The organism is Streptomyces venezuelae (assembly GCF_008642355.1).
Taxonomy (GTDB): Bacteria; Actinomycetota; Actinomycetes; order Streptomycetales; family Streptomycetaceae; genus Streptomyces; species Streptomyces venezuelae_B.
Genome location: NZ_CP029193.1, coordinates 1,164,786 through 1,191,783, shown reverse-complemented (window position 1 = coordinate 1,191,783; position 26,998 = coordinate 1,164,786). Strand labels below are relative to the sequence as shown.

21 protein-coding genes are annotated in these 26,998 nt (G+C 72.7%); 7 read left to right on the top strand and 14 right to left on the bottom strand.

The features are described 5' to 3' along the window. Positions 1 to 91: 91 nt before the first annotated feature. The 4 genes from DEJ47_RS05530 to DEJ47_RS05515 form a co-directional block, all read right to left on the bottom strand. Positions 92 to 466: an RNA polymerase-binding protein RbpA gene (locus DEJ47_RS05530; RefSeq protein WP_030360404.1), complete on the bottom strand. Its 375-nt coding sequence runs from the start codon at positions 464 to 466 to the stop codon at positions 92 to 94. A gap of 256 nt (positions 467 to 722) precedes the next feature. Further along, entirely contained in the window at positions 723 to 2,084 is a 1,362-nt protein-coding gene (locus tag DEJ47_RS05525) for an MFS transporter (protein ID WP_150165492.1), read from the bottom strand. Positions 2,085 to 2,130: 46 nt separating this feature from the next. Beyond that, positions 2,131 to 2,898 (bottom strand): glycerophosphodiester phosphodiesterase, encoded by a 768-nt coding sequence (locus DEJ47_RS05520; RefSeq protein ID WP_150165490.1) that lies wholly within the window; start codon positions 2,896 to 2,898, stop codon positions 2,131 to 2,133. Then, positions 2,895 to 3,629 (bottom strand): YczE/YyaS/YitT family protein, encoded by a 735-nt coding sequence (locus tag DEJ47_RS05515; RefSeq protein WP_223828243.1) that lies wholly within the window; start codon positions 3,627 to 3,629, stop codon positions 2,895 to 2,897. Before DEJ47_RS05515 ends, DEJ47_RS05520 begins: the two co-directional genes overlap by 4 nt. Positions 3,630 to 3,693: 64 nt before the next feature. On the opposite strand from DEJ47_RS05515, the gene DEJ47_RS05510 reads away from it, so the two are divergent. Continuing rightward, positions 3,694 to 5,193 (top strand): PLP-dependent aminotransferase family protein, encoded by a 1,500-nt coding sequence (locus tag DEJ47_RS05510; protein ID WP_150165487.1) that lies wholly within the window; start codon positions 3,694 to 3,696, stop codon positions 5,191 to 5,193. A gap of 30 nt (positions 5,194 to 5,223) precedes the next feature. Here the strand turns inward: DEJ47_RS05510 and DEJ47_RS05505 are convergent, their stop codons facing one another. Together DEJ47_RS05505 and DEJ47_RS05500 are read right to left on the bottom strand one after the other, a co-directional pair. After that, positions 5,224 to 6,801: an ATP-binding protein gene (locus DEJ47_RS05505; RefSeq protein ID WP_150165485.1), complete on the bottom strand. Its 1,578-nt coding sequence runs from the start codon at positions 6,799 to 6,801 to the stop codon at positions 5,224 to 5,226. Positions 6,802 to 6,837: 36 nt separating this feature from the next. After that, positions 6,838 to 7,032: a hypothetical protein gene (locus DEJ47_RS05500; RefSeq protein WP_030789254.1), complete on the bottom strand. Its 195-nt coding sequence runs from the start codon at positions 7,030 to 7,032 to the stop codon at positions 6,838 to 6,840. A gap of 284 nt (positions 7,033 to 7,316) precedes the next feature. Between DEJ47_RS05500 and DEJ47_RS05495 the strand changes: the two genes are divergently transcribed. Both DEJ47_RS05495 and DEJ47_RS05485 read left to right on the top strand, forming a co-directional pair. Further along, a complete protein-coding gene (locus DEJ47_RS05495; protein WP_150165483.1) occupies positions 7,317 to 7,709 on the top strand; it encodes an ankyrin repeat domain-containing protein in 393 nt (130 codons plus the stop codon). A gap of 301 nt (positions 7,710 to 8,010) precedes the next feature. After that, complete coding sequence (locus DEJ47_RS05485; protein WP_150165481.1) at positions 8,011 to 9,426, top strand: HEAT repeat domain-containing protein; 1,416 nt, start codon at positions 8,011 to 8,013, stop codon at positions 9,424 to 9,426. 7 nt (positions 9,427 to 9,433) lie between these two features. Here DEJ47_RS05485 and DEJ47_RS05480 read toward each other — a convergent pair whose 3' ends face one another. The 5 genes from DEJ47_RS05480 to DEJ47_RS05460 are packed head-to-tail and all read right to left on the bottom strand — an operon-like array spanning position 9,434 to position 13,870. Further along, a complete protein-coding gene (locus DEJ47_RS05480; protein WP_150165479.1) occupies positions 9,434 to 10,321 on the bottom strand; it encodes a biotin-dependent carboxyltransferase family protein in 888 nt (295 codons plus the stop codon). Then, positions 10,321 to 10,959: a 5-oxoprolinase subunit B family protein gene (locus tag DEJ47_RS05475; protein ID WP_150165477.1), complete on the bottom strand. Its 639-nt coding sequence runs from the start codon at positions 10,957 to 10,959 to the stop codon at positions 10,321 to 10,323. The genes DEJ47_RS05480 and DEJ47_RS05475 overlap by 1 nt, the downstream gene beginning before the upstream one ends. Further along, positions 10,956 to 11,720: a LamB/YcsF family protein gene (locus DEJ47_RS05470; RefSeq protein WP_150165475.1), complete on the bottom strand. Its 765-nt coding sequence runs from the start codon at positions 11,718 to 11,720 to the stop codon at positions 10,956 to 10,958. The genes DEJ47_RS05475 and DEJ47_RS05470 overlap by 4 nt, the downstream gene beginning before the upstream one ends. Before the next feature lie 48 nt (positions 11,721 to 11,768). Continuing rightward, on the bottom strand, positions 11,769 to 12,569 hold the full coding sequence (locus DEJ47_RS05465; protein WP_150165473.1) for a putative hydro-lyase: 801 nt from the start codon (positions 12,567 to 12,569) through the stop codon (positions 11,769 to 11,771). After that, positions 12,566 to 13,870 carry an MFS transporter gene (locus DEJ47_RS05460; protein ID WP_150165471.1) on the bottom strand — a complete coding sequence of 435 codons (1,305 nt, stop codon included), beginning with the start codon at positions 13,868 to 13,870 and terminating at the stop codon, positions 12,566 to 12,568. The genes DEJ47_RS05465 and DEJ47_RS05460 overlap by 4 nt, the downstream gene beginning before the upstream one ends. A 194-nt stretch (positions 13,871 to 14,064) precedes the next feature. Here DEJ47_RS05460 and DEJ47_RS05455 point away from each other — a divergent pair, with 194 nt between their 5' ends. From DEJ47_RS05455 to DEJ47_RS05440, 4 genes are all read left to right on the top strand, one after another. After that, the gene (locus tag DEJ47_RS05455; protein WP_150165469.1) at positions 14,065 to 14,778 is read left to right on the top strand and encodes a GntR family transcriptional regulator; all 714 of its coding nucleotides are present in this window, start codon (positions 14,065 to 14,067) and stop codon (positions 14,776 to 14,778) included. A gap of 105 nt (positions 14,779 to 14,883) precedes the next feature. Next, positions 14,884 to 16,410: a hypothetical protein gene (locus DEJ47_RS05450; protein ID WP_150165467.1), complete on the top strand. Its 1,527-nt coding sequence runs from the start codon at positions 14,884 to 14,886 to the stop codon at positions 16,408 to 16,410. Between the two features lie 94 nt (positions 16,411 to 16,504). Further along, positions 16,505 to 17,398 (top strand): hypothetical protein, encoded by an 894-nt coding sequence (locus DEJ47_RS05445; RefSeq protein ID WP_150165465.1) that lies wholly within the window; start codon positions 16,505 to 16,507, stop codon positions 17,396 to 17,398. A gap of 74 nt (positions 17,399 to 17,472) precedes the next feature. Next, positions 17,473 to 22,137, top strand: a complete 4,665-nt coding sequence (locus DEJ47_RS05440) for a hypothetical protein (protein ID WP_150165463.1) — start codon at positions 17,473 to 17,475, stop codon at positions 22,135 to 22,137. On the opposite strand, the gene DEJ47_RS05435 is transcribed toward DEJ47_RS05440, so the two are convergent. From DEJ47_RS05435 to DEJ47_RS05425, 3 genes are read right to left on the bottom strand one after another with little or no spacing between them, the layout of a single operon-like run. Continuing rightward, positions 22,130 to 23,251, bottom strand: a complete 1,122-nt coding sequence (locus DEJ47_RS05435) for an aromatic ring-hydroxylating oxygenase subunit alpha (RefSeq protein WP_165283488.1) — start codon at positions 23,249 to 23,251, stop codon at positions 22,130 to 22,132. The genes DEJ47_RS05440 and DEJ47_RS05435 overlap by 8 nt on opposite strands. A 37-nt stretch (positions 23,252 to 23,288) precedes the next feature. After that, entirely contained in the window at positions 23,289 to 24,443 is a 1,155-nt protein-coding gene (gene solA / locus DEJ47_RS05430) for an N-methyl-L-tryptophan oxidase (protein WP_150165459.1), read from the bottom strand. Positions 24,444 to 24,459: 16 nt separating this feature from the next. Continuing rightward, positions 24,460 to 26,928 carry an FAD-dependent oxidoreductase gene (locus DEJ47_RS05425; protein ID WP_150175449.1) on the bottom strand — a complete coding sequence of 823 codons (2,469 nt, stop codon included), beginning with the start codon at positions 26,926 to 26,928 and terminating at the stop codon, positions 24,460 to 24,462. Positions 26,929 to 26,998: the final 70 nt, after the last annotated feature.

Sequence of the window (26,998 nt, the reverse complement as noted above, 5' to 3'; positions counted from 1 at the left end):
AGGGCCGGGGCCACTGCTGAGCAGTGGCCCCGGCCCTTTTGTGCTGCGTGTTCCTGGTACTGCGTTGTGCGGTGTGCCGCAGCGTTCGCCGTCAGGCGGACTTGCGGCTGTCACGCGGGTGCACCGCGATGTTCATGGCACCGGACCGGAGAACCGCGAGACGCTCCTCGAGGACCTCTTCGAGCTCCTCTCGGGTGCGGCGCTCCATGAGCATGTCCCAGTGCGTACGCGCCGGCTTGCCCTTCTTCTCCTCAGGTCCGTCGCCGTCCACCAGGAGTGCCTGGGCCCCGCAGACCTTGCACTCCCACTCCGGCGGGATCTCCGCCTCGACCGAGAACGGCATCTCGAAACGATGTCCGTTCTGGCATGCGTACTCCACGGCCTGGCGAGGTGCCAGGTCGATGCCGCGGTCGGTCTCGTAGCTTGTCACCACGAGGCGCGTGCCGCGAAGAGCTCGCTCACTCATGAATCGTGCCTCCCGGGCTTGTCGCCCACAGGACAGGTGTCGCTGTCGTCGTCATCCGGTCAACGTCCGGTCGGCGGTAAAGATTCCCGTTCAGGGTTATGCGTCGCCGTCGTATGCCGCCCCTTGTTGTACCCACCAGTGCCCGGTTTGTCACATCTGGCAGCAGATGTCACCCAGCGCTCCTGAATCTTCAGCTCGCAGTAACGGTCCGCCTGGCAGGCCAAAGGCGTACACTACCGGCCTTTGGCTTCAGTTGCTAAATCCTGTCGGGTACGGGATTGCCCGCGTCGCGCACCGCGCGCCGTACGGGTACCCGTACGAGCAGGGCGAAACCGAGCAAAAAGAACGCCACGAGCGACACGATGGCATCCCGGTAACTTCCCGTGAGCTGATACGTGAGGCCGAAGATCAACGGTCCCAGCCACGCCATCCCGCGGTCGCTGATCTCGTACGCGGAGAAGTACTCGGCCTCCTTGCCGCGCGGCACCAGGTGCGAGAAGAGGGAACGGGACAGGGCCTGGGTGCCGCCGAGTACCAGCCCGATCCCCGCGGCCAGGACGAAGAACCACGCGGGTGCGCCGGCGGGCAGGAAGTACCCGGCGCCGATCGTCGCCGTCCAGGCCACGAGCGACCCGAGGATGGTCCGCTTGGCGCCGTACGTCCGGGCGAGTCGTCCCATGGCGAGGGCCCCCGCGACCGCGAGCACCTGGACCAGCAGGACCGCGACGATCAGCGTGGACTGACCGAGACCGAGCTCCTCGGAGCCGTAGACGGACGCCTGGGAGATCACCGTCTGGACCCCGTCGTTGTAGACCAGGTAGGCGAGGAGGAACGCGAGCGTGTGGGGGTGGCGCCGCATGTCCCGCACGGTCGACCGCAGCTGCCGCCACCCGCCCCGGGGCGCCGCTCCGGCCTCGTGCGCGGGCGTCCGCCGGTCCCGCAGCCGCTTCAGGGGTACGAGGGTGAAGGCGCCCCACCACAGACCGGCCGACGCCAGACAGATGCGGACCGCCGTCGACTCGGAGACGCCGAAGCCGTCGTGGGCGAGGAACAGGACGAGGTTCGCCACCAGGACCAGGGCGCCCGACGCGTACCCGAAGGCCCAGCCGCGCGACGAGACCGCGTCCCGCTCCTCCGGAGGCGCGATCTGCGGCAGGTAGGAGTTGTAGAGCACCATCGACACGGCCAGCGAGGCATTGGCGACGATCAGCAGGAGACCGCCGAGGAGATAGCGCTCCCCCTCCAGGAAGAACATGCCCGCCGTGGCGGCCGCACCCACGTACGCGGCGACGGCGAGGAGGGGTTTCTTGCGGCCCGTGCGGTCGGCGGCCGCAGCCGCCAGCGGCATGACGAAGACCGACACGATCACCGACACGGAGACCGTGTACGCGAAGAACGAACCCGCGCGGACCGGGATGCCCAGCGGATGCACGTATCCCTCGGGGTCCGCGGCCGCCTTGGCGATCTCCGTGAGGTAGGGCCCCAGGAACACGGTCAGGACGCTCGTCGAATAGACCGAGCACGCCCAGTCGTAGACGTACCAGCCCCGCTGCTCGCGCCGCCGTTCGGCGGCCTCGGAACCGTCGGCCGCTGTTCTCTTCACGGTGTCGGTGCTCACCCGTGACCTCGCTGTTCCCCGTGGTGCGACGTCCGCGGCGGAAGCCTCAGACCCAGGTCCCCCGGTCCTTCAGCACCCCGCGCAGCGTCTCGATGTGATCGGAAACTATGCCATCCACCCCGAGGTCGAGCAGGGCGCTCATCCGGTCCGCGTCATTGACCGTCCACACGTGGACCTGCATGCCGCGCGCGTGGGCGGCGCGCACGAAGCGGTGGTCCACCACCCGGATCCTGCCGTGCGTCTCGGGCACCTGCGCGCAGACCGCGGAACGGCGCAGGGCGGCGGGCACTCCGTAGGACAGCATGCGCAGCGCCGCCACGCCCCGGGTGCCCAGGGAGGTGGCCAGCCGCGGGCCGCCGACGCGCTGGGCCCTGGCCACGCGGGCCTCGGAGAACGAGCCGACACAGATCCGGTCCCAGGTGTTGGTGCGGCGGATCAGGTCGAGCAGCGGCAGCAGTGCGGGCTCCGCCTTCACGTCCACGTTCCAGCGCACGTCGGGGAAGGCTTCGAGGCACTCCTCGAAGAGGGGCACCGGTTCGGTGCCCGCCACGCGCGCGTGGCGCACCTCGCTCCACGGCAGGTCGACGATGCGTCCCGCAGCGTCGGTCACCCGGTCCAGGGTCGTGTCGTGGAAGGCGACGAGACGGCCGTCGGCGGTCGCGTGGACATCGGTCTCGATGTAGCGGTAGCCGAGGTCGACGGCGCGCCGGAAGGCCGCGGCGGTGTTCTCCAGGCCGTCCGCCGCGCCGCCGCGGTGGGCGAGGGCGAGCGGCCCCGGATGATCGAGGTAGGGGTGGCGTACGCGCGTGGTCACGGCTGCAGTATCGCCTGCTCCGGCGGACCGCCCGCGGCCACGACGCCGCCCGTGGCGGTCGCGGGGAGGGCGAAGCGGCGCAGGAAGAACTGGGCGAGCGGGCCGATGGCGAGCGCGTAGAGGACGGTGCCGACCCCGACGGTGCCGCCGAGCGCGAAACCGGTGACGACCACCGCCACCTCGATGAGCGTCCGCATCGACCGGATGGAGCGCCCGGTCCGCTCGTGCAGGCCCGTCATCAGGCCGTCCCGGGGGCCGGGGCCGAACGCGGCCGCGATGTAGAGGCCGGTCGCCGCGCCGTTCAGGACGATCCCGGCCACCATCAGCGGGACGCGCACGGCCCAGCCCTCGGCGTCCGGGAGCAGGGCCAGCGCGGCGTCCATCGCGAGACCGACGACGAAGACGTTGGAGACCGTACCGAGGCCGGGACGTTGCCTCAGCGGGATCCACAGGAGCAGGACCGCGGCACCCACGACGATGGACACGGCGCCGATCGACAGGCCGGTGAGCTCTGCGAGCCCCTGGTGCAACACGTTCCACGGCTCCAGGCCGAGGCCGGACACCACGAGGAGCGCGGAGCTCACGCCGTACAGGGTGAGGCCCGCGTAGAGCTGCGTGAGTCGCCGCAGCAGCTGTCGCCGCGTCGCCCCGGTTGATGCCCCAGGTGTCGTGCCGGGTGTCGTGCCGGACAAGGAGTGCCCCCTGTTGGTGGTGGTAGTGGCCTGACGCATGACACTCTGTGGCTTGTACGGAGAAGCCAACCATGGCCAATTCAGGGAAGGTGGACTGGGAATCATGGCTCAGTGGACTTCGGCAATGGGGTCGACGCAGCTCGCCCGTCTCCTCGCCTCCCAACAGGACCGGCCCGTGGGCACCGGTTCGCGCCGCCCGCCCGCCTACCGGGCCCTGGCCGACGGCATCCGTCTCCTCGTGCTCGAAGGGCGCGTACCGGTCGCCGCGCGCCTGCCCGCCGAGCGTGAACTCGCGGTCGCCCTCGCCGTGAGCCGCACCACCGTGGCAGCCGCCTACGAAGCGCTGCGCACCGAAGGGTTCCTGGAATCCCGCAGGGGAGCGGGCAGCTGGACCGCCGTACCCGCCGGAAACCCCCTCCCCGCGCGCGGGCTCGAGCCGCTGCCGCCCGAGGCGCTAGGTTCCATGATCGATCTCGGCTGTGCCGCGCTGCCGGCGCCCGAACCCTGGCTCACCCGCGCGGTCCAGGGTGCCCTCGAAGCCCTCCCGCCGTACGCCCACACGCACGGCGACTACCCCGCGGGCCTGCCCGCCCTGCGCGAGATGCTCGCCGAGCGCTACACCGCGCGCGGGATCCCCACCATGCCCGAACAGATCATGGTGACCACCGGCGCGATGGGCGCCATCGACGCCATCTGCCACCTCTTCGCGGGCCGCGGCGAACGCATCGCCGTGGAGTCCCCGTCGTACGCCAACATCCTCCAGCTGATGCGCGAGGCGGGCGCCCGCCTCGTCCCCGTCGCCATGGCCGAAGGACTTCAGGGCTGGGACATGGACCGCTGGCGCCAGGTCCTGCGCGATGCGGCGCCCCGGCTCGCGTACGTCGTCGCGGACTTCCACAACCCCACGGGCGCGCTCGCGGACGAGGACCAGCGCAGGCAGCTCGTCGAGGCGGCCCGGTCCGCGGGCACCGTCCTCGTCGTCGACGAGACGATGAGCGAGCTCGGCCTCGACGAGGACCTCGCCATGCCGCGCCCGGTCTGCGGCTTCGACCCCGCGGGCTCCACCGTCATCACCGTCGGCTCGGCCAGCAAGGCCTTCTGGGCCGGCATGCGCATCGGCTGGGTGCGGGCCGCGCCCGACGTGATCCGCAGCCTCGTCGCCGCGCGCGCGTACGCCGACCTCGGCACCCCGGTCCTCGAACAGCTCGCCGTGAACTGGCTCCTGAACACCGGCGGCTGGCAGGCCGCCGTGGACGTGCGCAGGGAGCAGGCCAGGGGCAACCGCGACGCACTGGTCGCCGCCGTCCGCCGCGAGCTCCCCGACTGGGAGTTCGCGGTGCCGCGCGGCGGTCTCACCCTGTGGGTGCGCACCGGGGGCGTGTCCGGGTCGCGGCTCGCCGAGGTGGGCGAGCGGGTGGGCGTACGGGTGCCTTCAGGGCCGCGCTTCGGGGTGGACGGGGCCTTCGAGGGATACGTGCGGCTGCCGTTCACCGTGGGAGGCGCGGTCGCCGAGGAGGCGGCGGTGCGGTTGGCGGCGGCGGCCCGGCTGGTCGAGACGGGCGTCGGCGCGGGCGCGCAGGTCACGCACCCGTTCGTCGCCTGACGCGCGTCTTCCGCAGGAGGGCGGTAGGGCCTAACTCTCGGCGGGGACCGGTTCCGCCTCCGTGGCCTCGGGGGTGGCGGCCTCCGTCTCGTCCGGCGGGGTGCTCCGTTCCGGCAGCAGTTCCATGACGGCCCTGCGGTGGGCCTCGCTGGTCGCGTCGTCGTACGGATCGGGTGTCGCGGGCACCTGGAGGCGGTGCACCGTGCCCGCGCCGAGCCGGGCATAGCCGCGCCCGGGTGGGACGTCCATCGTCGGCGTCGTGTGGGGAGGCGTTCCGAGGACGTCCTCCAACTGGTCGACGGTGGCGTAACCCAGCACCACGCGCGCGCGGGTGTGCTGGTGCACGGCCTCGCTCAGCGAGTCCAGAGCGTCCAGCTGGTCGGCGACCACGACCGTCACATTGGCCGCCCTGCCGTGCCGCAGCGGGACCTGCAGCAGCGACTGGGGGTCCGTGCGCCCGTCGGCCGCGGCGAGGTCGCCGAGCGAGCTCGGGCGGTCGAGGAGGAGCCACAGGGGGCGCTTGGTGTCCTCCGGCGGCGGGTGGCCCGCCTGCCGCGCGCGGTTCGCCGCGATGAGCCTGCGCTCGGTCTCGTGCGCCGCCCATTCGAGGCTGGCGAGCGCCCCGGTGAGCCCGCACTCGATGGCGAGGACCCCGTCACGGCCGGTCAGGCAGGCGTAGTCACCGGTGCCGCTGCCCTCGACGATGAGCACGTCGCCGTACTGCAGCGCCTGGAGGGCGATGGAGCGCAGCAGCGTCGTCGTGCCGCTGCCCGGCTGACCGGCGATCAGCAGGTGCGGCTCGGTGGAGCGGATGCCGGTGCGCCACACGACGGGGGGTACGTCGCGCTGTTCCGCACCGTCGGACAGCGGCAGGGTGCGCTGGACGCCGGTCTCGTCGGTGAAGCCGAGGACGGTCTCCCCCGGAGCGGTGACGAAGCGCTGGGCCGCGATGTCGGTGGGCAGCGGGGCGAGCACCGTGACGGTGAGCCGGTTGCCCTCCTCGTCCCACAGGAAGTGGTACTCACGGCCACGCCCCGCCTTGGCGTGCAGCAGCTGTTCGATCCGTGCGCGGGACTCGGCCTCGCCGTCCGTGAAGTACGCGGGATAGCGCACCACGAGCCGGGAGATGCGCCCGGTGTCGTCGAAGTCGTGCTCGACGAACGCCTTGTCCCATTCACCGCCGTGCGCGAAGAGCGGGGCGGGGTCCTCGGGGACCGAGAAGTACGGGACGAGCGCTTCGTAGAGGGACTGCAGCCGCTGCACCTGTGCCTCGTCCGGTCCCGTCGGCTCCGGAGCTGTGCGCTCGCGGCCCGTCCAGGCCGCCGCCCCCATCAGGGAGACGAGGGCGAGCAGCGGCCCGTACGGCACGAGCGCCACGACCAGGACCACGGAGGCCGCGAGGAACAGCAGCGGTCCCCGCTTGTCCTTGGGGGTGTCGGCCCATCTGCGCCGCCCGGCGGCGGCCAGCCGGCGCAGTCCACGGGTGATCGTGATCAGCGGATGGAGGACGTCCGTGGCGCTGTCGGCCGCCGACCGTGCCAGCTCCCTGCTCCGGGCGATGGATGCGGTGCCGTTGCTCAGAATGCGGGGGAGTGGGCGCCTGGCCACGTCTGTCTCCTGGAGGTGCGTACGAAAGCGGGACGGTCAGAACTTGATCCCGCCGAGGAGGCTCGCCAGGCTCGCGCTGCCGGCCTTGATGCTCGGGGCGATCGCCGTGCCCGCCATGAAGAAGCCGAAGAGGGCGCAGACCACCGCGTGCGACGCCTTGAGTCCGTCCTTGCGGAAGAAGAGGAAGACGATGATTCCGAGCAGTACGACGCCCGAGATGGAAAGGACCATGACGGTTCTCCTGGTTTGGTGGGGACAGTCACCATGAGTTCTTCCAGGTTCACAGCATGTATCCATACGATAAAAGGTGCAAATGGGTCAATTTCTCAGGATTTCCCTCTAATGGCGGAGCCCGATCCGGCCGTGGCGGCGGTTCCGAGCGGTCCGCGCGCCTCCGCGTGATCTTTGCCTCGGTCGGCCCGGGTCATGTGCCCGGCGGGGCAGTACCCTGTCGATTCACTCGTACGGCTGCACAGGCAGACGCACCCGAAAAGCCGGAAAGGCGGAACGCCCCCATGAGCGAAGCCCCCGACCCCGAGGTCGTGGAGCTGGCGACCAAGATCTTCGATCTGGCACGTCAGGGCGACGCAGCGGCCCTCGCCGCCTACGTGGACGCGGGCGTCCCCGCGAACCTCACGAACGACAGCGGCGACTCGCTGGTGATGCTGGCGGCCTACCACGGGCACGCCGACGCGGTCCGCGCCCTCGTGGAGCGCGGCGCGGACGTCAACCGGGCCAACGACCGGGGCCAGACCCCGCTCGCCGGAGCCGTCTTCAAGGGCGAGGACACGGTGATCCGGGCCCTCCTGGACGGTGGCGCGGATCCCGCCGCCGGAACTCCTTCGGCGGTCGACACGGCCCGGATGTTCGGGAAGGCGGAGCTGCTGCAGCTGTTCGGGGCCGCCTGAACCGGGTACCTGACCAGCAACGACGGGGGCGCTGGAAATGTGGTCGCGGCGGACCTGACCGCCGGGTCATCATGACGACGTGATTCACGGACGCGACGGTGGGGCAGATGGTGCCGCACCGCGTGGACCGTGAGCGGCCCGCCCCCGGACCTCCCGTCCGGGAACCCCTGGGCCACCGACGAGAGGCAGAGGAAGATGGTCTTCGACAAGCAAAAGACGGCGGGCGGCCCGACGTGTTGGCGCACGGCCAGGTAATGCGTGATTCCCGGTTGCGTCGACGCTTGATGTGAGGCTGTTTCCCATGTTCGATCCGGTCATAGCGCCCAGCGGTACGCTGCTCGGCCTGCTGCAGCGGGGCCGCGGCGACGGCACCCTGCACGCGCTCACCGCCCCGCGCTCCGAGGCGCTCACCGCCCTCGCCCACTGCGTGCTGAACGATCCCCGCCACGACTGGCAGGTGGAGAACCGTTCGCTGTACTACGCCCGGCTCTACCTCGACCTGCACGGCGGGCTCGGAGAGATCGAGCGGCACCTCTTCGATGCCGAGGACGTCCTGGACACGGACGACTCGCGCACCGGACTCGCCCTCGCCGTCCTCGGGCACCTCGCCTCGTACGGCAGGCAGGAGGCCCTCGAGCTCCTGCGGAGGTACGCGGCGTTCGGCTCCAACTGGGCCTGGGCCCTCGACGAGCTGGCACTGCGTGACACCGACGCGGGCCTGCGGGCCCTCGCGGCCCCCGTGCTCGCCAGGTTCGCCCCCGACGCCGAGGGCGAGGCCGACCTGGCCGCCGCCGTCCGCGACGCCTACGAACCCAGGCCCTGGCGCCTCTGGGAGGAGGATCCCCGCGCCGACATCGGTGCCCGTGTGCGAGCCGCGCGGGAACAGGGCTCCTTCGACCGGTGGCAGCGCCAGATGCGGCCCTCGGGGCCGCGCCCCGGCTGGAGCGTCCAGGCCGTCTTCGACTGGGCGCAGGAGGGCCTGGAGCGGGGCACCGTCCTGTACGTGCCCGCGGCCCGCTGCCTGACCGCGGTCGCCGGGCCCGAGGACCGCGCCGAGATCCTCGAAGCCGCCCGCAACGGCTCCGACGGGGCGCGCGGCACCGCCCTGCGCTACCTCGCGGACACCCACGACCCCGCCGTCCTCGACCTCATCGAGTACGCCGCGGAAGGCCCGTCACACGTCGTGGCGGACGCCGCCACCGACGCGTTCGAACGAATGCGCAGCGTCGCCGCCGTCGAGCGCGCCCGACGCTGGGCCTGCCGACCCGACGGCCTGGGCGCGGCCGCCGGACGCGTGCTCGCCTGCCGGGGCGGCGCGCAGGACAGCAAGCCGGTCCTCGCCGCGCTCCGCGAGGCCGTCCGCGGCGAAGGCCCGGACGCACCGACCCTGTGGACCCTCGTCGACGGCGCGGGACGCCTCGGCATCGCCTGCGCCGCCCCCGTGCTGCGGCACGTCTACCGAGAGACCGCCTCCTCCCACCTCCGCGGCCGCGCCGCACGCGCGCTCGCCGCCACCGACCCCTCCTTCGCCTCCGGCTTCGCCGTCGAGTGCCTCTGGGACTGCGAGGAGTCCACCCGCGAAGTCGCCGCACGGCACGCCGAGACCGGTGACGCCCGCGTCGTCAACCGCCTCAGGAGGCTCGCCGCGGACCCCGCCGAGGAGGACGACGTACAGACGGCGGTGCGCAGCAGGATCGGCCCGGACGCAGCCGTGTGACGGCGCTCTAGGCAACCCGCCGGGGCAGCCGCCGCCCTGCGGCGACGAAACGGACGGGCGTGCCCGGCCGGGCCTGGGCCGCCGCGGCCAGGTCGCTCTCGCGGACCACGGCGACCACCGGGTAGCCCCCGGTGGTCGGGTGGTCGGCCAGGAAGACGACGGGTCTGCCGTCCGGCGGGACCTGCACGGCGCCCAGCACCATGCCCTCACTGGGCAACTCGCCCTCGCAGGCCCGTTCCAGGGCCGGGCCCTCGGTGCGCAGCCCGATGCGGTTGCTCGCCGAGGACACCGTGTACGCGCGCGTGGTGAACGTGTCCAGCGCCGCCGCCGTGAACCAGTCCGCGCGCGGCCCGAGCGTCACCCGGAGCACCAGCTCCCGCGGCGGCGCGGGCTGCGGAACGAGGTCCACGCGTGCGTGGACGGCGCCCGGCCGTCCCAGGGGGAGGACGGCGCCCGGCGCGAGCGGGGGCGGGCCGAGTCCGGAGAGCAGGTCAGTGGAGCGGCTGCCGAGCACCGGGTCGACGGTCACGCCGCCGTCGAACGCGACATAGCAACGTACTCCGGAGACAGCGGTTCCGACGTCGAGAAGTGCTCCCGCGGGCACCCGCACCGGCGCTCCCCAGGGCGCGGGCCTGCCGTCCACGGTCACGGGACAGGGCGCGCCGCCGACAGCGGCCGTCACGGTCCTGCGTGGACGTACTGCACAGCCGTCGAGGGTGGTCTCCAGGACGGCCGCCTCGGGCGGATTGCCCACCAGGCGGTTGGCCAGGCGGGCCGCCGGCGGGTCGAGGGCTCCGGAGCGGGGCACCCCGAGATGGGCGTGCCCGGGGCGCCCGAGGTCCTGCACGGTGGTCAGGGCTCCGGGGCGCACGACGGCGAGTGCGTGGTCGGTCATCACGTCCCCGCTGCCGGGTCCGTCGGGGACGTACGGGGCACGAAGCGGACGCGGACGCCGGGGGAGAGCAGTGCGGCGGGCACGCGCGCGTGGTCCCACAGCACGAGGTCCGTGGAGCCGATGAGCTGCCAGCCGCCGGGCGACGCACGCGGGTAGACGCCCGTGTACGGGCCCGCCAGGGCGACGCTGCCCCGGGGGACGCTGGTGCGGGGCGTGGCCCGGCGCGGTACTTCGTAACGCTCGGGCAGCCCGGTGAGATAGCCGAAGCCGGGGGCGAACCCGCAGAACGCGACGCGGAATTCGGCGGCGGAGTGGATCCGCGCCACTTCGGCGACGGGCACGCCCCAGTGCGCCGCCACGTCCGCGAGATCCGGTCCGTCGTACCGCACCGGTACCTCCAGGACCGTTCCCGCACGCGGGGGCAGCGGTGGGATGTCCCAGCCGGGCAGCTCCGCGCCGATGTGGCCGGGCTCGTCGAGACCGTCGAGGAGCACCGTACGGGCCGCGGGAACGATCTCGCGGACCCGTAGGGCGCCCGACGCGCGGCGGCGCAGCAGCTCGGCGTGGAGGGCCTGGGCCTCGGCGCCGTCGGAGAGTTCGACGAGCAGGGCCCGCTCGCCGACCGGCAGGGCCCTCATGCGAACGCCGCCACGTGCACGCCCGCCGACTCCAGCTCGGCCCGCACCCGGCGGGCCAGATCCACCGCCCCCGGAGTGTCGCCGTGCAGGCACAGCGACCGCGCGCGGACCTCGATCTCGCGGCCCCCGAGCGAGGTGACGACACCGGACCGGGCCATTGCGACGGACCGTGCGACGACGGCGTCCGCCTCCGTGACGACCGCTCCTTCCCGGGTACGGGGAACCAGCGTGCCCTCGTCGGTGTAGGCGCGGTCCGCGAAGGCCTCGGTGACGACGGGCAGACCGGCCTTGTCCGCCGTCTTCAGAAGGGACGATCCCGGGAGTCCGAGGACGGGCAGCGCGGCATCGGCGAGCAGTACGCCCTCGACGACCGCGCGGGCCTGTTCCTCGTCGTGGACGACGCGGTTGTAGAGCGCGCCGTGCGGCTTCACGTACGCCACGCGCGTGCCCGCCGCGCGGGCGAACACCTCCAGGGCGCCGATCTGGTACGCCACTTCGGCCGCCAGCTCCGCGGGCGGCACGTCCATGGCGCGCCGCCCGAAGCCCGCCAGGTCCCGGTAGGACACCTGCGCGCCGATCCGTACCCCGCGCTCGGCGGCGCGGTCGCACACCCGGCGCATGGTGGCCGGGTCCCCGGCGTGGAAACCGCAGGCCACGTTGGCGCTCGTGACGACGGACAGCAGCTCCTCGTCGTCCGTGAGATGCCAGCGGCCGAAGCCCTCGCCGAGGTCGGCGTTGAGATCGATCAGGGGCGCGCTCATCGACGTATGCCTCCAGTGCTTGACGTAAGCCTCCAGTGTTCTCGGCGGTCACACCACGCGGTACTGCTCGTCCCGGGCGTCGGTGACGAACATCCGGCCCGGCGCGTGCGTGATCGCGAAAGGCGGCCGCGATGCCATTACTGCCGCCTGCGGGGTCACTCCACACGCCCAGAACACCGGAATGTCGTCGGGTTCGAGGGCCACCGCGTCGCCGAAGTCGGGCCGGCCCAGGTGTTCGATGCCGAGCCCGCCGGGGTCGCCGCAGTGCACCGGGCTGCCGTGCACCGCGGGCATCAGCGAGCTCTCCCTGATGGCGTCGGCGAGCCGGCCCGGCGGCACGGGGCGCATCGACACCACCATCGGACCGTGCAGGCGCCCAGCGGGACGGCAGGGGCGGTCGGTGACGTACATCGGGACGTTGCGGCCCTGCTCGATGTGGCGCAACGGGACGCCTGCGTCGGCGAGCGCCCACTCGAAGGTGAAACTGCACCCGATGAGGAACGTCACCAGGTCGTCACGCCAGTGGTCGACCACGTCCGTGGGCTCGGCGGTCAGTTCACCGTGCTCCCACACGCGGTAGAGCGGCAGGTCGGTGCGGAGATCGGCGCCGGGGGCGAGCGGGGTGCCCCAGGAACCCGCGTCCGTGACGTCGAGGACCGGGCACGGTTTGGGGTTGCGCTGACAGAACAGGAGCATCTCGTACGCCCAGTCGGCGGGCACGGAGATGAGGTTGGCCTGGGTGAAGCCCTCGGCCCGGCCCGCGGTGGGACTCGTGTCGCCCGCGCGGAAGGCGGCGCGCGCCTTCTTGGCGCTGCGGATCGACGGCGTGGTGCGCGTCTCGCGGCTCACAGGAGCTCCCTTCCGCGCGTCTCCGGCAGACCGAGCAGCGCCAGGACGGCGAGTCCATAACCGACGGCTCCGAAGACCAGCGCTCCGCCGACGCCCCAGCTGTCGGCGAGGAATCCGACCATGGTGGGAAAGACCGCGCCGACCGCGCGCCCGGTGTTGTACGTGAAGCCCTGTCCCGTGCCGCGGACGGCGGCCGGGTACAGCTCGCTGAGGAACGAGCCGAAGCCGCTGAAAATCGCCGACATGCAGAAGCCCAACGGGAAACCGAGCACAAGGAGAAGGCCGTTGGCGCCGTCCGGGATGTTCGTGTACGCCAGGATGCTGGCCGCGGAGAGGAACGCGAAGAGGGTGATGTTCCGCTTCCTGCCGAGCTTGTCGGTGAGGTAGCCGCCGGTCAGGTAGCCGATGAAGGCGCCGGAGATCAGGAAGGTCAGATGGCCGCCGGTGCCGACGACGGTGAGGCCGCGGTCACTCTTGAGGTACGTCGGCACCCAGGTGGCCAGCGTGTAATAGCCGCCCTTCACACCGGTCGACAGGAGCACCGCGAAGAACGTGGTGCGCAGCAGTCCCGGCTTGAAGATGGCCGTGAAGGAGCCTTTGTCGGCGCTCTTGCGCCGCTCCTCGGCGGCTTCCGGGGCGTCGTGCACGTTGCGCCGTACGTAGATCACGAGCAGCGCGGGCAGCGCGCCGGTCCAGAACATCACGCGCCAGGCGATGTCGTCGTCCAGGAACTGGAACACCACGGTGTAGACGATGACCGCGAGTCCCCAGCCCACGGCCCAGGAGCTCTGGATCGCGCCCAGGGTGCGGCCGCGGTTCTTGGCGGTGGCGTACTCGGCGACGAGGATCGCGCCGACCGCCCACTCGCCGCCGAACCCGAGCCCCTGGAGGGCACGGAAGACGAGCAGCGTCTCGTAGTTGGGCGCGAAACCGCAGGCGACAGTGAAGACCGCGTACGTGACGACGGTGATCATCAGGGCCTTGACGCGGCCGATCCGGTCGGCGACCACGCCCGCGACGGCGCCGCCCACGGCGGAGACGACGAGGGTGACGGTGGTGAACAGGCCGGTCTGGCCGCTGTCGAGGCCGAAGTACGCGGCGAGCGCCACCATGCTCAGCGGCAGCGTGAAGTAGTCGTAGGAGTCGAGGGCATAGCCCCCGAAGGCGCCGGCGAAGGCGCGGCGCCCGCGCGGACCGAGGGCGCGCAGCCAGCCGAAGGCGCCGCTGTCGTCGGTGAGTTCGCCCCGGTCGGGGCGCGGTCCGGCCGGGGCGGCCGTCTCGGGTGGTGGGGTCGTGCTCATGGGCACCTCACAGGTGAGGGACGGAGGGTGCTGGAGCGGGCGTGGTGCGGTCGTGCGGTGGGGGACGGGGAGGGGCACCGATCGGGGACGGGGAGGGATGGTGCGGTGAGCCGTGCCCGACAACGTAGAGGATCGTTGAACGATCCCTCAATACCCCTGTTGTCTCGTTCTTGCATCTGCGATTGAATCCGGGCATGGCGGAGGGGACGGGTGACGTGAACGGACTGGCCGACGACCGCGCACTCCTGGGGCGCACGAGTACGGCGGAGCGGGTCTCGGACATCCTGCGGAGCCGCATCGCGGCGGGATTCTTCCCGCCCGGCACACGGCTCTCCGAGGACAGCATCGGTGGCGCGCTCGGCGTCTCCCGCAACACGCTGCGGGAGGCGTTCCGGCTGCTCACGCACGAGCGGCTCCTGGAGCATCAGCTCAACCGCGGCGTCTTCGTACGGATGCTGACCGATGAGGATGTGGAGGACATCTACCGCACCCGTGCCCTCGTCGAATGCGCGGTCGTACGCGGACTCGGCGCACCGCCGTACGCCGTGGACGGACTGGCCGACGCCGTCTCCGACGGGCGGCGGGCCGCGCGGGCGGGCGACTGGAAAGGTGTGTCCACCGCCAACATCGACTTCCACCGGGAACTCGTCGCCCTCGCCGGAAGCGAGCGCACGGACGAGCTGATGCGCAGCGTCTTCGCCGAACTGCGCCTCGCCTTCCACGTGGTGGACGACCCCCGGCGGCTCCACGAGCCCTACATCGCCCGCAACGGACAGATCCTGGAGGCGCTCCAGAAGGGCCGGCGCGACGACGCGGAGGCGCTGCTCGTCGAGTACCTCGACGACTCGCGTCGACGGGTTGTCGACGCGTACGGGACGCGCGGGGCGGCGGGCGAGCGGGGCGCCTGAACCGGACGAGCAGTACGTCCGGACCGGGCCCGGCACCGCGGGCTGAGCGCTGCCAGATCTGCGCCGTTTCGACCGTTGTCAGACCGAGGATCTAGTCTGTGCACCGTGACTTCGCCTGCCGTTACGGACACCGCTCCGCCCCAGCTCAGCGCGGGGCCGAGGCCCGCTCTGGGCCCGGCCGCCGACGAGGGCCTGGCGCGCCGTCTGCGCGCCCTCGCCTGCACGGCTCCGCTGCACGACCTCGACGTGCGCAAGGCCAACCTCGCGGGTGAGTACTCGGTGTACGCGATGGCGGAGGTGGCCCTGTCCGCCATCGACCTCGTCACCCTGAACATGGACTTCGACACCGGCGCCGACCACGAGCAGATCGTCGTCCGGCTCCTCCCGCGCGTCGCCGCCCAGGCGCCCGCGCGCCCGGCCGCCGAGCACGAGCGCGTGGCCCGCTGGGTCCTGGAGAACCTGATCAACGTCGGCAGCGTCGACCGCGGCTTCCGCGCCGTGTACGGCACGTTCGCCCCGGACGGGACGTATGTCCGCAGGGACTACGACTTCAAGCTCCTCGAAGAGGTCCCCGGCCACGGCGGCAGTGTCTACCTGCGGACGACCGACGAAGCGGTCAACGTCCTGGTGGGCGCCCTCGACACCGACGTCACCAGCGCGCAGATCGCCGCCGAGGTGAAGCTGGAGGTGCTGATCAGCCGCGGCAGGCTCGCCGACGCCCAGCTGGCGGCGGAGCAGGCGCGCTACCGCACCGTCCAGTACTCGGAAACCCTGCGCAAGGCCCTCGACGCGACCCGGCGCAACGTCCGCGCGGTGGACTGGCTCAAGGCCGTCCCCGACATGATCGCCGAAGCGCTCGACCACGTCGCGGACCGGTACCGCCACGAGAACGCCATCCTGACCAACATCCGCAAGGCCCGCGACGAGTCCGAGGACCCGGAGCAGAAGCGCCGCGCCGCCGAACTGGTCGACATCGTCAAGGACTGCATCCGCCGCCACACCCAGCTGCAGTCCCGCCTCCTGGAGGCCGGCCCGCTCTTCCGCGCCGAGCAGGACCGGCAGGCCTTCGCCACCCCCACCGCACGCACGGGCCTCGACCTGTACGGCCAGCTGGTGGCCCCCCTCCTGCCGCTCCCCGCCGAGCAGGCGATCCGCGTGACGGATGCCTACTTCGCGCGCGGCACCGGGCTGCGCACGCCGGTCTCCGTCCGCGTCGGCGACCTCGTCGACATACTGCTCACGCCGCCCGTGGAGCGCGAGCACCTCGGCGCGGAGATGCCCGAGCCCGACCTGATCGCCACCCCGGACGACAGCCGCTTCAGCGAGGAGCAGCTCGCGAGCGCCATGGAGCTGCTCGACCTGCCCGCCGACGCGCCGCGCAGGCTCTCCGGCCTCCTTGCCGACGCCCGGCGCCGCGACCCCGAACTGCCCTACCTGGTCGCCCTGCTGGCCGTGCACGCGGCCAGCCCGCCCGTCGGCACCGCCTACCGCCAGGGGGAGGAGCAGCTGCTCTTCGCCGTGGACGACGGCACCGAACTCGACGACGAGGAGTTCGGCGGCGCGGACCTCATCGTCGGCACGGCGCTCCTGGACGCCGTCGGCATGGCGGCCGACCGTAAGGAGGCGGCATGATCATGACCGGCCCACACCCGTATGGATTCGGCGTGGCCATGACCGACCCCCGTCTCCACCTCGCCCTCGCCCCAGCCCCCAAGGAGCACACGCCGTGACCGACCACCCCGCAGAGCACGCCGCGTGGGGAGAGCCGGACCCCACGGCAGCGCCCGCCGCCCCCGCGCCCGTCACCCCGGCCGACGCCGCCGACGCCGCACGGCTCGTCGCCTTCGGACTGCAGCCCAAGCTCCAGCCCGCCCGCGACCAGGAGTACGCGGAACTGCTCCGCCGCTACCGCGAGGACCCGCCCTTCGCCCGGCTCGCCGACGCCGTCGCCACCGGCCTCGGGCTCGTCGTCCTGGAGGTGTCCCCGCGCGCGGGCATGGCCGTGACCGCCGCGGAGGACTCCGTCTTCGCCGTCCGCATGGGCGACTACGCCCGCCGCGCGGCCACCGACTCCACCGACCGCTTCCTGCACGGCCTCGCCCACCTCGCCATCGCCGCCATGGCGTTCCCGCGCCCCGAGGACCTCGCCGACGACGGCTACATCGGCCGCGTCACCGTCAACGGAGTGGACGCCTTCGTACGCCAGGCCTGCCACCGCCTGGAGGAGCGCGCCGAGGAACACGGCGAGAACACCGACCCCGCGACCGACGCGCCCGGCCTCGAAGCCGCCTGGCGGATCTGGGCCCGCCGCAGCTCGACCGGCGCCACCAAGGACGCCCGCCGCCTCGCGGGATCCACCACGGGCATCGTCGGCAAGGCAGCCGCCTTCCTCACCGACTCCGGGTTCCTGCAGCGCACCGGCGACGACTCCGGAGGGACGTACCGCACCACGGCCCGCTACCAGCTTCAGGTCCGCGACATGGCGGGCACCGCGGCCATGGCGGAGCTCCTCGAACTCGGCGTCGTCCCGGTCACGGACGGCTCGGCGACGCTGCTGCCCCCCGAAGAGACCGACGACCTGGAGCTGGCCGCCGACGCGGGGCTGCCGTTCCACTCCTGACACCACCCCTCCCGGGCTCCGGCCCCCATCTTGCTTGCCGCCCCCCCCAAGACTTACGACGAGAGTCCGCCGCCATGTACGAGCTGTCCCGGATCCGCCTCTACTCCATCGGGCCGGCCGGTGCGCGCTACGCCGACACCGTGCTCGACCTGCGCGGCGTCGGCGCGGAGGTGCCCGACCCCGCGCCCACCCAGGCGGAGTTCTTCGAGGACGAGCCGGTCGGCCCGCCGCGCCGCCCCGCGCCCGCAGGCGTGCTCTTCCTGGAGAACGGCGGCGGCAAGTCCGTCCTGCTCAAGCTGATCTTCTCGGTGATGCTGCCCGGCCACCGCAACACGCTCGGCGGCGCCAGCTCCGGCGTGCTGCGCAAGTTCCTCCTCGCGGACGACTGCGGACACGTCGCCCTGGAATGGCAGCACACCCTGACGGGCGAGTGCGTGGTCGTCGGCAAGGTCAGCGAGTGGCGCGGCCGGCAGGTCTCCAACGACCCGCGGAAGTTCGCCGAGGCCTGGTACTCCTTCCGGCCCGGCCCCGGCCTGAGCCTGGACTCGCTGCCCGTCGCCGAGTCCACCGCCGTCCGTCCCTCGGCGGAGGGCGCGTCCGGCGCCCAGGGGCGGCGGCGCACCATGAAGGGCTTCCGCGACGCCATGACCGAGGCGGTCAAGGCGTACCCGCACCTCGAAGTGCACTGGGAAGAGATCCACGACCGCTGGAACGAACACCTCGGCGACCTCGGGCTCGACCCCGAACTCTTCCGCTACCAGCGGGAGATGAACGCCGACGAGGGCGAGGCCGCGGGCCTCTTCGCCGTCAAGAAGGACTCCGACTTCACCGACCTGCTGCTGCGCGCCGTCACCGACACGCGCGACACGGACGGCCTCGCCGACCTCGTCCACGGCTTCGGCAACAAGCTCGGGCGCCGTGCCGAGCTGATCGCCGAACGCGACTTCACCGCGGGCTCCGTGGACCTCCTGAACCGCATCGTCGACGCCGCCGACACCCGGGCACGCGCGCGTGACGTGCACGCGGGCGCCGAGCGCCGCACCCGGACCCTGGCGCGCAGGCTCTCCGCGCGCGCCGTCGAGGAGCGTGGCCGCGCAGCCGACCTGGCCGAGCAGGTCACCGCCGCCGCCCACACCGTGACCGAGGCCGAGCGGGCCCGCGGCAAGAGCGCCCTGATCTCCGCCGAACTGGCCTACCGGCACGCCTCGCTGGCGCTCACCGTCGCCGAGAAGGCCGCCGCCGCCCAGCGCCGCGAACTCGCCGACGCCCGCACCCTGCACGCCGCCTGGCAGGCCGCGGAAGCCGTCCTGAGGCACCGCGCCGCCGCCGACCGCTCCGCGCGCGTGGCCGTCGCCATCCGCGAGGCCGAGCGCGACGCGGCACCCGCGCTCGCGGCCCGCGCGAAGGCCGCCGCCGACCTCGTCCGCGCCCTGCACACCGCCGCCGAAGGCGCGGAGAACCTCGCCAACGAAGAGGAGGAGCGTTCCGCCGCGCTCCAGGAGACCGGCGAGACCGCCCACCGGGACGCCACGGCCGCCGCCACCGAGGCGCAGCGCGCCCGCAGCGAGGCGGGCCACCTCAAGCAGCGCCTCGCCGAGGTCGAGCAGGAGACCGCCGAAGCCGTCCGCGCGGGCTGGCTCGACGACACCGCCCCCGACGCCGACCCGGCCCGCGCCGCACTCGCCGCGAGCGACGCCGAGAAGACCACCGTCGCCGCGTGGGACGCCGCCCGCGAGGCCGCGGGACGCGCCGCCGACCACGCCAAGGAGACGGCCGCGGCCGAGGCCCGCGCCGAGCTGACCGCCGCCCGCGCCTCCGACGCCGCGACCGCCGCCGAAGCCGCCCACGACGCGGAGCGCCGCGCCGCCGAGTCCATCGCGGGCAACCAGCGGCTCGCCGAGCTCCTGAGTCTGCCGGGTGGGGGCGGCGGGGTGCCGCTGCCCCGCCAGGGAGGCGACCACACCGAAAGTGCCCACTCCGAAGAGGCCCTGTCCGCACGCGCCCTCTCCGTGGAGGAGCTCGACCGCTCCGCGGACGACCTGCGTGAGCTGCTCGACGAAAGCGTCGCCTCCGCCGAACGCCAGCTCTTCGACCTGCGCACCGCGGCCGCCGACGACTCCCGCATCCTCGGCGCCCTCGGCGACGGCGGCCTCCTCCCGCCGGGCCCCGACGTCCTGGCCACCGTCGAGTTCCTCGGCGAGCACGGCATCCCCGCCCTGCCCGGCTGGCGCTACCTCGCCCAGGCCGTCGACCCCGCCGACCACGCGCGCGTGCTCGCCGCCCGCCCCGAACTCGTCGACGGCGTCGTCATCACCGACCCCGACACGCACGCCCGCGCCCGCGACGCCCTCGCCGACGCCGCCCTCCTGCCGCGCTCCGCCGTCGCCGTCGGCACCGCGGCCGCCCTCCTCGCGCCCACGCCGGGCGAGCAGTCCACGGACAGCGGCGTCTTCCTCGTACCGCCGAACCCGGCCATGCACGACGAGCACGCCGCCGACGAGGAGCGGCAGGCGCTGCGCGCACGCGCCGCGCGACGGGACGAGGAGATCCGCGCGCTCGCCGTCCGCCTCGCCAAGGACCGCGAACTCGCCGCCCGCCTCGCCTCCTGGCGCACCGGCTGCCCGAGGGGCCGCCTCGCCGAACTCGCCACCGCCGCGGAGGAGGCGCGCGCATTCGCCACGGAGGCCGAGGCCGAGCTCGCCGAGGCCCGCACCGCACGAGCCGAGGCCGACGAGGCCGCGAGCGAGGCGGCACGCGTGCGTGACGAACGCCAGGAGGCCGCCCAGCGCGCCAGGCGCGTCGCCGACGCCCTCGCGGGCCTCGCCTTCCGGCTCCGCGAACGGGCCGGCTGGCAGGCCAAGCTCCGCGAACTGGCCGACGACGCCGTGGAGTCGGAGGCCCGCGCCCAGACCTGTCTCGACCGGGCCCGCGCCGCCGACGAGGACCGCCGCGCCGCCCAGCGCGCCGCCGACGACGCGCGCCGCACCGCCCGCGCGCTGCGCGCCGAGCGCGCCGAGATCGCCGGCGCCCCCGAGGACGTACCGGAGGACAGCGAAGCCCCCAAGTCCTCGCTGCCCGCCCTGCGCGAGGCCTACCGCGCGGCTTCCCAGCTCTACGAGAAGGTGGGCGTCGGCGCCGACCTCCGCGCCGAACAGGCCCGCGCCGAGAGCGACGAGAGCGCCGCGCTCGCCGAGCTCGACCGGCTCAGCAACAAGGTCCGCACCCGCGCCGCCCTGCTCCTCGAAGGCCCCGACGGCTCCGACGGCCCCTCCCGGCAGGCCGCCGCAGCCCGCGCGGAAGCCCAGGTCCAGCTGATCGAGGCCCGCGCCTCCACGGCGAGCGAACAGCTCGGCCGCCTGCGCGGCGAGGCCGAACGGCACGCACCCGAGGACGGCGACGCCCACACCGAGCTTCCCGAAGAGCTCGTCCCCGCCGACGCCGAACAGGCCCAGGCGCTCCTGCGCACCGCCACCGGCGAACTGGCCGCGCACACCGAGGCGCTGAGCCGCGCCAAGGAAGCGCACGCCGCCCTGCTGCACACCCACCGCGTCACCGAGGACGCCGCCGGCGGCTTCGACGAGACCGCGGCCCTGCTCCGCGACCTCCTGCGCGAACACCACGAGGACGACACCGAAGAGACCCCCGAGGCCTACCCGGGCACCCTGGAGGAGGCCCGGCAGGCCGCCGCGGAGACCCGCCGGTCCCTGCGCGGCTGCGCCGCCGACCTGTCGACGGCCGAGTCCGCCGTCCGGGAGGCCGGCGACATCCTCGTACGGCACGCGAACGCGACGCGGTACGAGCAGGTGCGCACCCCCGCCCGCCAGCAGATCCGCGAACTGCCCGCGTCCGCACTGCCCGAGCACGCCAAGAAGTGGGCCGACGCGTTCGCACCCAGGCTCCGCGTCCTCACCGACGAGCTCGAACAGCTGGAGCGCAACCGCGACAGCATCGTCGACCGGCTGCGCGGCCTCGTCGAGTCCGCGCTCGCCACCCTCAGGTCCGCGCAGCGCCTCTCCCGCCTGCCCGAGGGCCTGGGCGAGTGGTCGGGGCAGGAGTTCCTGCGGGTCCGCTTCGAAGAACCCGATCAGGCCACGCTCGTGGAGCGGCTCGGCGAGGTCATCGACGAGGCGACCCGCGCCGCGGTGAAGAAGAACTCGGACATGCGGCGCGACGGCATGTCCCTGCTGCTGCGCGGTGTGCAGGCGGCCCTCGAACCACGCGGTGTCGCGGTCGAGATCCTCAAGCCGGACGCCGTGCTGCGTGCCGAGCGCGTTCCCGTCGGGCAGATGGGCGACGTGTTCTCCGGCGGACAGCTGCTCACCGCGGCCATCGCCCTGTACTGCACGATGGCCGCGCTGCGCAGCAACGACCGGGGCCGCGACAAGCACCGGCACGCCGGCACGCTCTTCCTGGACAACCCCATCGGCCGCGCCAACGCGACGTACCTCCTGGAGCTCCAGCGGGCCGTATCCGACGCGCTCGGCGTGCAGCTGCTCTACACGACCGGCCTGTTCGACACGACCGCGCTCGCCGAGTTCCCGCTGGTCATCCGGTTGCGGAACGACGCGGACCTTCGCGCGGGCCTGAAGTACATCAGCGTCGAGGAGCACCTGCGGCCGGGCCTGCCGCAGCAGGACCCGGAGGGCGAGACGGTGCACGGGGAGATCACCGCGACACGCATGTACAAGCGGCCCGCAGGCCAGGAACAGCCCGTCCCGGTCCAGGCGTCCACTACGTAGCGAGCTGTTTCGTCAGCCAGTCGTGGAAGAGCCCGATGTGGTGTTCCGTCGGCACCAGTACCCCGCCCTCGCGGTAGGCGCGTGACGCCATCGCGGGCTGGGTGCGTTCGCAGGCCGCGAAGTCCTGCGTGTTGACGCGGTGGAAGAGCTCCACGGAGTGCGTGAGGTCCGCACCGGAGGCGACGACGTCGGGTGCGTACAGCCAGTCGCACTCGACGACCGTGCGGTCCTCGGCCAGCGGGAACATGCGGTGCAGGATCACGTGGTCGGGGACGAGGTTGATGAACACGGTCGGCTTCACGGTGATCGCGTAGTAGCGGCGGTCCTGGTCCTGCGACACCTCGGGGAGCCGGTCGAAGCCCGCGCTGCCGTCGACGGTGAACCCGCCGACCTCCTCTCCGAAGGCGGCGCCGTGCCCCACGTAGTACTGCGCCGCGAACCCGTCCGCGAACTCCGGCAGGACGTCGGTCAGTTCGGGGTGGATCGTCGCGCAGTGGTAGCACTCCATGAAGTTCTCGACGATCAGCTTCCAGTTGGCGCGCACATCGTAGGAGATGCGTTTGCCGAGCGCGAGACGCTCGGTGCCGTAGCGGTCGATGGCCGCCGCGTCGCCGAGCCGTTCGACCGCCGCGCCCATGACGGTCTCTTCGAAGGAGGGTGGTTCGTCGGCCAGGCACACCCACGCGTAGCCGAGCCACTCCCGCAGGGCCACCTTGATCAGCCCATAGGCGGCACGGTCCACGTCCGGCATCCTCGCCAGGTTGGGCGCGGCGACGAGCCGTCCCTCCAGGTCGTACGTCCAGGCGTGGTACGGGCATTGGAGGGCGCGCCGCACCTGCCCCGACTCCTCGGTGCACAGACGGGCGCCGCGGTGGCGGCAGACGTTCAGGAAGGCGCGCAGCTCGCCGGTGCGGGAGCGCGTGACCAGGACGCTCTCGCGCCCCACCTGCACGGTGCGGAAGGCGCCGGGACGGTCGAGGTCGGCGGAGCGCACGGCGCAGAACCAGAGCGCTTCGAAGACGCGGTCCTGCTCCTGCCGGAAGATCTCCGGGTCGGTGTAGCAGCGGCCGGGGAGGGTCGCGGTGAGGCTCGGCGGCAACGGGGTCGTCGTCACGGTTCTCGTACTCCTCAACGGGGCTTCTCGGCGGTTCTCAGGCAGGTGTGGTGGCGAGGCGGCGCGGGTCGAAGAGCTCGATGGGGTGCGCGGTGGCGCCGTCGAGGGCCAGGTCGGCGAGGATCTCGCCGACCACCGGCACGAACTTGAATCCGTGTCCGGAGAAGCCGGCGGCGACGGTCACCGACCCCGGGTGCCGGGGATGGCGGGCGATCACGAAGTGCTCGTCGGGAGTGTTCGAGTACATGCAGGTGGCGGCCTTGACGAAGCCGCCGGGGAGGTTCGGGATGAGCCGCCCCACCTGTTCGGCCATGGCGACGATCTCTTCGTCGTGGACCGACCGTTCGATGGTCTCCGGGGTGCAGGGCGTGCCCTTGCGGAAGAAGGCCACTTTCGCCCCCAGCGCGGGTCCGTCGATGGCGGGGAAGCCGTAGACCTGGACGCTCTCCGCGTCCTCCCAGATGTAGATCGGATGGTTCTCGGGGAGGAAGGGGCCGACCCCGCCGGAGGGCTGGAACCAGTACATGACCTGCCGTTCGATGGTGAACGGCACACCCAGGTCGGTCAGCAGCTCCGGCGCCCACGCACCCGGGCAGATCACCAGCTGTCCCGCCGTGTAGGTGTCCTCCGCGGTGTGGACGCGCACCCCGTCCCGGCAGGGCTCCCACCGGGTCATGGGCTCCTCGAAGTGCAGGTCGGCGCTGTTGCGTGTGGCCAGCTGGAGGTGTGCGGCGACCGTGTTCTCGGGGCGTACGAGGCCCGCCCGTGCCTCGTACAGGGCCACCTCGTCGTCGCGCGGGGTGAGCGTCGGGAAGCGGCGACGGATCTCCTTGGCGTCGAGCATCTCGTGGGGCAGGTCCCACCGTTCGGCGGAGAGCCGTGATCCGGAGACCGTGCGGCTTTCGGGGCGGCCGAGCATCACGCCGCCGCACAGGGTGGCGATGTCGCGGCCCGTGTCGCGTTCGAGGCGGTCGTACAGCTCGTAGGAGCGCAGCAGCAGCGGTACGTACGCGGGGTCCTCGAAGTAGGACTGGCGGGTGATGCGCGAACCGCCGTGGCTGGAGCCGCGGGCGTGCACCGGGCCGAACTTCTCCAGGCCGAGGACGCGGGACCCGCGCGCGGAGAGATGGTGCGCGGCGGCGCTGCCCATGCCGCCGAGGCCGATCACGATCACGTCGTAGGTAGGGGACACCGGTGCCTCCTGGCGGCTAGCGGCGGATGCGGGTCATCTCCGGGTCGAACAGGGGCTCCCCGGCGACCGTCGCGGGAACCTTCTCGCCGAAGTACTCGATGTGGACGCCGGTGCTCGTCTCCAGGGGCGGCAACCAGGCGTAGGCGACGCAGCGGCCCAGGGTGTACCCGTACGAGGCGCTGGTGACGTACCCGCAGGGGACGCCGTCGACGTACACGGGTTCCTTGCCGAGGACGACCGCGGCGGGGTCGGCGAGGAGCAGGGCGGTGAGCTTCCGCGCAGGCCGCCCGCGCTCCCCCTGCGTCGACTGGGACAGCTTTTCGAGCGCCGAGCGCCCCACGAAGTCGCCCTTGTTCATGCGGACCGCGAAGCCGAGGCCCGCCTCGTAGGGGTTGTGTTCGATGGTCATGTCGTGGCCCCACGCGCGGTACCCCTTCTCCAGGCGCAGGCTGTTGAAGGCGGACCGGCCGGCCGCGATCACGCCGTGCGCCCGCCCCGCCTCCCACAGCGTGTCCCAGAGCCGAAGTCCCAGATCGGCGGTGGTGTACAGCTCCCAGCCCAGTTCACCGACGTACGACAGACGCATCGCGGTCACCGGGACGTGCCCGATGTACGTCTCCTTGGCCCTGAAGTAGCCGAACGCCTCGTGCGAGAAGTCGTCCCGGGTGAGCGGCTGCACGAGCGCGCGGGCCAACGGCCCCCACACTCCGATGCAGCAGGTCCCGGAGGTGATGTCCCTGATGTGGACGTCGTCGGGTGCGTGGCGGAGCAGCCAGTCGAGGTCGGCTGGGGAGTTGGCACCCACCTGGAATCGGTCGGGGGCGAGCCGGGCGACGGTCAGGTCGGAGCGGATGCCGCCCGCCTCGTCGAGGAGGAGGGTGTACGTGACCGCGCCGGGTTTCCTGGCGAGGTTGTTGGAGGTCATGCGCTGGAGAAAAGTGAGGGCGCCGGGTCCGGTGACCTCCAGGCGGCGCAGCGGTGTCATGTCGTAGAGGGCGACGCGTTCGCGGGTGGCGCGTGCCTCGACGGCGGCTATCGGAGACCAGTGACGGGCCGCCCAGGCGTCACGTACGTGCCCCTGAAAGCCTTCCGCCAGCGGGGCGTTGGCCTCGTACCAGTGCGGGCGCTCCCAGCCGCCGCCCTCCAGGAAGACCGCGCCCAGCTCCTGCTGGCGGACGTGGAAGGGGCTGACCCGTAGGGGCCGCGGCCGGTCCATCGGCTGGAGCGGGTGGATGACGTCGTACACCTCGACGAACTGCTGCGCGCCGCGCTCCGCCACGTACGCGGGGGAGCGCTGAGCGTCCTCGAAGCGCGTCAGCTCGCACTCGTGCAGGTCGAGCGAGGGCCGCCCGTCGACCATCCACTCGGCGACCGCCCTGGCGACGCCCGCCGAGTGCGTCACCCACACGGCCTCGGCCAGCCAGAAGCCCCGCAGTGTGCGGGACTCGCCGAGCACGGGCATGCCGTCGGGCGTGAAGGAGAAGACGCCGTTGAAGCCCTCGGCGATCTCTGCCCCCTTCAGCGCGGGCAGGAGCTGGCGGCACTCCTCCCAGCTGGGTGCGAAGTCCTCCTGGGTGAAGGGGTACGAGGACGGCATGTCCTCGGCGTCGTCGTAGGCGGGGACGGTGAACGGGTCGACGGGCAGCGGGCGGTGGGCGTACGAACCGATGCCGATGCGGTCGGTGTGTTCCCGGAAGTACAGGTCGCGGTCCTGGTGGCGGAGGATCGGCCGGGAGGCCTCGACACGCGGGTCGTTGAGCCCCGCGAGCTCGGGCAGCGGCGCGGTCTTCACGTACTGGTGGGCGAGCGGCAGCAGGGGAATGTCGATCCCCGCCATCCGGCCGATCACCGGGCCCCAGAACCCGGCGGCCGAGACGACGTGGTCGGCGGCGAAGGTGCCGCGGTCGGTGACGACGACGGTGACGCGACCACCGTCCTTTTCGATGCCTGTCACGGTGTGCCGTTCAAGAAAACGTGCTCCACGCGCGCGTGCCCGTTCCATCTGCGCGCGACAGGCGGGCACGGCGCGGGCGAGGCCGTCCTCGGGCGTGTACAGCCCTCCGTGGACGAGCGTCTCGTCGACGAGGGGCCAGAGTTCCTTGCAGCGCGCCGGGCCGACGAGCTCGGCGCGCACGCCCCAGGACGCGGCGAGACCGGCCTTGCGGTGCAGATCGGCCCAGCGCTCGGGCGTGGTGGCAAGCTCCAGACCGCCGACGGCGTTGAAGCACGGAAGGCCGTCCACCTCCAGGGCGTTGAACTTCTCCACGGTGTAGGTGGCGAAAGCGGTGAGGGTCTTCGAAGGGCTGGTGCGGAAGACGAGGCCGGGCGCGTGCGAGGTGGAGCCGCCGGGGGCGGGCAGCGGCCCCTGGTCGAGGACAGTGACGTCGGTCCAGCCGCGCGCGGTCAGCTCGTCGGCGAGCGAACAGCCGACGATGCCGGCTCCGATGACGATCACGCGGGGTCCGGCGGCCTGCTCGGGGTACAGGGCCGGGTCCGGACTCGGGGTCGGGTCCGGGCCCGGGTTCAGGGACGGGTCCGGCTTCAGGGTCGGGCCG